The following is a 5,822-nucleotide window of genomic DNA, read 5'->3' as shown; positions in this document are numbered from 1 at the left end:
TTTTCTTTCCCCTTTCCCCTTCCCCTTTTCCCCTTAACCGACAAGTATTGGGATTTATCCTAGTTTTTTAATTTACAAATATTCTAACAATGCGGATTTTGGTAGTTGAAGATGATGTCCAGTTAGCAGAGATGCTGATGGAAGCCCTCACTGACCGTCAATATGTGGTAGATACAGCCCAAGATGGAGAGGAAGCATGGGATTGTATTAAAGTATTGGAATACGATTTAGTGGTGTTAGATATTACCTTACCGAAGTTGGATGGTGTAAGTTTTTGTCAACGCTTGCGATCGCCTACATCAAGGCATACTTTATTGCGTAACATTGCAATACCTGTACTCATGTTAACAGCACGCGATACCCTTGGCGACAAAATTACCGGGTTGGATGCTGGGGCAGATGATTATATGGTCAAACCTTTTGAAATGCCAGAGTTAATGGCTCGTGTTCGCGCCCTGTTGCGCCGCAATAGTGCCGCAACATCTTCTTCAGATTTTGGTTGGGGTAGTTTGCGTTTAAATTCCAGCACTTATGAAGTTACATACGCTGACCACCCTTTACATCTAACACCTAAAGAATTTGCTCTTTTAGAACTAATGGTTTCTAGCGGTCGGCGGGTGCTAAGTCGAGCCGGAATTATTGAGCGCATTTGGTCACTTGATGACCCTCCGAGCGAAGAAACTGTTAAGTCTCACATTAAGAGTTTACGGTATAAACTTAAAGATGTAAGTGCTGCTGATGATTTTATTGAGACAGTTCATGGACTAGGCTATCGCTTAAAGCAGCTTTAGGAAAATACCCGATTTCTACCCGATATTTACCTCTTATCTTTACAAATGATTGTTAAACTGCAATTACATTACTGAAATTAACCTCTTCTTTTACACTAGAACACTATTATTCTCCAAATCAATTTAATTATTGACTTGGGGAATTTTAATTTTTATCTAAAAGCAATTAGTAAACCAGCTTTTTAAATGTCGAGAATTCATTAAGTCGGGAGCAACTGAGATAACTACTGCTTTTGGTTGCCCTTCTTGGACTAAGGCGATCGCTTCTCGCTTAGAGTTGGCTTGTTGGATTAGCTGAGAAAGCTCTTGGTTGTCGCGTATATTTGCTTCTAGCATATAATTTGCTGTTATGAAGTCAGTTATAATTCTATGTTACGCGATCGCCTTCAGGAGATTGGTAGTTGATGCGATCTCACTTGACTTAGTATCACATCTGCGATAGCTTACCTTTGGTAAAGTAATTAAACTGTATGTGAGATTCACAATGCACTCTAATAACGAGATTACTCTCGACAATAAAACTATAGCAAAGCTCGCCATAGCTATCGCTGAGGCAATTAAACTCAGAGATAACGAAGTTATAGGTCCGCTTACCCGCAAGGTTCTGGAAACACTCGACACTGTTGACTCGCTTGATCATTTCAAGAATCACAGGTCTTGAAAATCTATTCGACTAGGCGTGTTTCATTGTGCGCCTAGTCCATCGTTCAATCGGACTCAACCGTGACTATCTCCTATAAACGATCGCCTTTTAACCTCATAAAAAGCTCGCAGATTAAGGTGCTAAAATTGTCTTAGGAGTAGCGTATTTTAGTGTAGCGTAACGCACAAAATTTGATTCTCTTGCAAATAATCAAAAGGTGCATTACATTTCATTAATGCACCCTACAAGATCAGCGATCGCACTCACCATCGATTTTTTAAAGTTTCAATATTAATTGAACTAAACATCGTGTTTTAATGTATGACAGATCATCAACATTTCGTAACCCAGGCAGTACTCAGAAATTTTTCTTCATCAAAAAAGAAAAATAAAATATTTGTCATTCTTCACATCAAGAATCAACTTACAATAAAATCAAATCCCATAGCTAGAACATTTGAACAAAATAAATATTTCACAACTAATGAAGAAAATTATGATTCATGGTTTAAAGAGATCGATGCTCAATCTCCATCTATAATAGCCTCAATTATTAAAAATGGTGTAGAAAAATTGAACCTTCAGGAACGAGAAAAAATCAATGAATTCATGGCGTTTCAATGGCTTAGATGTATCGGAATCAGAAATCAATCAATTTTGTATTCTGAAATCTTTGAAGTTTACAAAAAAGAGTATTTAGAACTTAAACAAGAAATCCATGATCTTGATAAGCAAAAAAAAATCTCTCTAGATGACCTCAAAAATGACCCGCGTTGGTCGTATTTTAAATATTTAGATAAAATGTTAGGAGAGGATTGGATTAAAAATATTCATGCTAATCTGTTTACAGATATTCAATTTTTAATCCAAAAACTCAATAATTTAACATTAAGTAGTATTAGTCCAAAGTCATTAAATAAAGAATATGAATACGTTATTAGTGGTTCCCCAGTTTTATATAATGTTTGGGAACCTGAATTCTATTTTCCTATAAGTCCAACTAATTGCTTAAGATTTCATTCTATTGACAGTAATTTATCTCCACTGGATTCTAGGTTTCTTAATGAACTACAATTCATTAATGGTGGAGGTTATAATGGTTGCCGTGTTGCTGCTAGACATCACGAAACTTTAGAATATCTTAAAAATACTCCATTACAATACTTTGAAATACAAAATTTAGAAGATTCTTTTTGGAAACACCTTTTTCTTGAAATGTATAAAAAAAATCAAGAAGCTAAAAAAGTTAGTGGTTAGTGCGATCACTGAATCTTGTAGGTTAAGTGCGATCGCCTAAAAATCACGACTCACAGAAATAGCGATCGCCTAACTCCTCAAATCGCCAATATAAGCCCCAATTTGTTTAAGTCCCTGCAAAACTTGGATACGTTCTGATGTATTTTCAAGTAACCGATAAGTATTGGATCTAGTATATTGAGGGACATTTTGGTGGCGATCGCATTTCAAAAACAATACTTCTCTTCCGTTTGTAACCATTGCATAACAACTTGACTGTAAGTTGGGAGCGCTCAATAAATAAGTAAGTGCTTGGGGAATTCCCGCCGTAACATCTAGTCTTGCAGGTTTTGACTCGATTACCAAAATCCAAAAACTATCTTGAATCACCAAAATATTAATCCTGCCTTGAACTGCAATAGCATTAGCTTCGTCTGCAACTTCGATATTGGTACTTACTTCTGCTTTTACCAAAAAAGGAAACTGATAGAAACCTGCTAAATCTAGCAATGGTGATATAACTACAAGCTTAACAATTTCTTCGAGAGGTGGTTCTTCTTGACTGAGATAGGTATAGTTTCGAGTGAGGCGATCTAGTCCTTGTAGTTCCGCTTCGGTTAGAGTCGGCGCATTATTTAACCATTCATCAAAAAAGCGATCGCTAGAGTCGAGTCTCAAGCCAAAAGTTTGACGGAGAGCGCCAAGGGTAAGGCTACTAGCATTTGTAATCACGGTTAAATTCTTGTAGTAATTACATGAAGTTTAAAAGTCTAGACATTTGATCTAGGCTCCAATACCTAATATACGATATATTAAAAGCAAAAGAGCGATCGCCTAAAAATCACGATTCACAGGAATAGCGATCGCCTTGAGGATATAGATAGCGATCGCGGTTGTCCATCCAGAGCTAACAATTTGCTCATCAGTTTCAGGCTCATACTTCAACAAGCTCAGTAACCATAAATAAATTTAGTTGCTCTGTATATTTTTATTTGTTAGTCATACCAAGATCCACTAACCCTCCAACGGTCGTTCCGACACCGCAACCATAAGCTAATCAGCATTCAAGTTGCATAATCAGGGCGCTAATGTTGCCCACCCCACAAGATATTGAGAAAATTTCCATCTGCAAATTAGATGTGTTTTAGCTTAGATATTTGATATTTTTAAATTAAATAGAAATTGATTTAGATAGCATTTTTTTATTAATAACCGATTTCTCACCGATTTCTCACCGATATTTCAACTTTTAAAATGTAACATCTGGGAACGAAAGCATTTTGGTAAGTTTATTTCAGTCTTGAGGAAATTTTTATGCCCCGTTTTTCAATAAATATTTCCAATATTGTTATTACTAATGAAGAGTATCGCAAGCTGAGGGCTTATGCAGTAGATAATCAAATATCAATTCATGAAGCAATACGGTTATTAATTGATTCTCTTCCAGAATGCTCTCCAAATAATAACAAATTCAGTAGAAACCATTCTTTTATGTTTCCTAGAAGGTTTTTACACGTTTCTTTCGATGATAGGTAACTTAATAAATAATTTTTTCTCCAAGTTACCTAGCTGTGAATTTTTGTACCAGATACCATAGTTAATTTTGATTATGAATACTCTTCCTTCTTTAAATTTAGTTAAATCTCTAGAAAATTCTGCTTCAGAAACGCCAAATTCTCAACCCATTTATGCCCTAATTTCAGTTCATGGCGACCCGACAGCTGAAATTGGTAAAGAAGGGGCAGGTGGTCAAAATGTCTATGTGCGAGAATTGGGATTAGCATTAGCAAAACGCGGCTGTCAGGTTGATATGTTTACCCGACGCGAATACCCCGACCAAGAAGAAATTGTGGAATTAGCACCAGGGTGTCGCACTATTCGTTTAAATGCTGGGCCAGCAGAATTTATTACTAGAAATGATTTATTTGAATATTTACCAGAATTTGTAGAAGCCTGGCTGAATTTTCAACAACGAACAGGGCGCAGCTATGCCTTGATTCACACTAACTATTGGCTTTCTGCTTGGGTAGGATTAGAACTTAAATCTCGATTGGGACTACCCCAAGTTCATACTTATCACTCTATAGGTGCAGTTAAATACCGCAATATGGAGAATCCGCCGCAGATTGCTGCAATTCGTAATTGTGTAGAGAGGGCAATTTTAGAACAAGCAGATTATGTAATATCTACTAGCCCTCAAGAAGCGGAAGATTTACGTCAGTTAATTTCGCAAGATGGTCGTATTAAAGTCATTCCCTGCGGAATTAATACTAAACACTTTGGTTCTGTCAGTAAAGAAGTTGCTCGTCAACAGTTGGGAATTAATGCAGATTCTCAGATAATCTTGTATGTAGGACGTTTTGACCCCCGCAAGGGAGTTGAAACCCTAGTTAAAGCTTGCGCCAATTTGCCTCCAGCATTTCAACTCTATTTAGTTGGTGGTAGTCGTGAAGATGGAGCAGACTTCAAAGAACAACAACGCATTGAAACTTTGGTGAATGACCTGGGATTGGAAGCCGTTACAGTTTTCACTGGACGAATTTCTCAAGCATTGTTACCTGCTTACTATGCCGCCGGGGATATCTGCGTTGTACCGAGTTACTACGAGCCTTTTGGTTTAGTGGCGATTGAAGCAATGGCAGCCGGAACACCTGTAATTGCTAGTAATGTGGGAGGATTGCAGCATACGGTAGTGCATGGTGAAACCGGATTTTTAGTTCCTCCTCGTGATTGTAAAGCATTGGCGATCGCTATCCATAGTTTATTACAAAACCCAACTCTAAAACAAAGCTATGGCAATGCTGCACAAAATTGGGTTCAGTCTCGTTTTAGCACTCAGGGAGTTGCTACCCAAGTTCACGAACTCTATCAATCTTTAACACTTGATACATTTGTTCAAGAAATTATTCAAACTAAAAAGTTAACTCCAGATTTAGAAAGACAAATCCAAAATTTATTGAAGTCAAAAGTTTTGAAAACCAATGAAATTAAAGCTCTAGAAAAATTAATTGACTCTTTTTCTAATGGCATTGTGCAATGGGCAACCAGTTAAATGATATCGTTGCCGGTTAAAGACTGATCGTTACAGCAGATTGCGCTCTAATCGAATACACGTAGAGACGTAGCACTGCTACGTCTCTACAAGGTTTTGG

At 37.2% G+C, this 5,822-nt stretch carries 5 protein-coding genes; 3 read left to right on the top strand and 2 right to left on the bottom strand.

The features are described 5' to 3' along the window. Positions 1–89: 89 nt before the first annotated feature. On the top strand, positions 90–791 hold the full coding sequence (locus tag VB740_RS35540; RefSeq protein ID WP_323204504.1) for a response regulator transcription factor: 702 nt from the start codon (positions 90–92) through the stop codon (positions 789–791). A gap of 156 nt (positions 792–947) precedes the next feature. Here the strand turns inward: VB740_RS35540 and VB740_RS35535 are convergent, their stop codons facing one another. Next, positions 948–1,127 carry a hypothetical protein gene (locus VB740_RS35535; RefSeq protein WP_323204503.1) on the bottom strand — a complete coding sequence of 60 codons (180 nt, stop codon included), beginning with the start codon at positions 1,125–1,127 and terminating at the stop codon, positions 948–950. A gap of 628 nt (positions 1,128–1,755) precedes the next feature. Here VB740_RS35535 and VB740_RS35530 point away from each other — a divergent pair. Next, the gene (locus VB740_RS35530) at positions 1,756–2,691 is read left to right on the top strand and encodes a DUF4238 domain-containing protein (protein ID WP_323204502.1); all 936 of its coding nucleotides are present in this window, start codon (positions 1,756–1,758) and stop codon (positions 2,689–2,691) included. Between the two features lie 69 nt (positions 2,692–2,760). Here VB740_RS35530 and VB740_RS35525 read toward each other — a convergent pair whose 3' ends face one another. Beyond that, a complete protein-coding gene (locus VB740_RS35525; RefSeq protein ID WP_323204501.1) occupies positions 2,761–3,402 on the bottom strand; it encodes a type I restriction endonuclease subunit R in 642 nt (213 codons plus the stop codon). A gap of 877 nt (positions 3,403–4,279) precedes the next feature. Here VB740_RS35525 and VB740_RS35520 point away from each other — a divergent pair. Next, the gene (locus VB740_RS35520; RefSeq protein ID WP_323204500.1) at positions 4,280–5,722 is read left to right on the top strand and encodes a glycosyltransferase; all 1,443 of its coding nucleotides are present in this window, start codon (positions 4,280–4,282) and stop codon (positions 5,720–5,722) included. The last annotated feature ends 100 nt before the right edge of the window (positions 5,723–5,822 follow it).

Origin of the sequence: Nostoc sp. UHCC 0251, assembly GCF_034932245.1 — a bacterium.
Classification (GTDB): domain Bacteria; phylum Cyanobacteriota; class Cyanobacteriia; order Cyanobacteriales; family Nostocaceae; genus Nostoc.
Note: the sequence above shows the minus strand (reverse complement) of the source record. Positions and strands in the feature narration are given on the sequence as shown.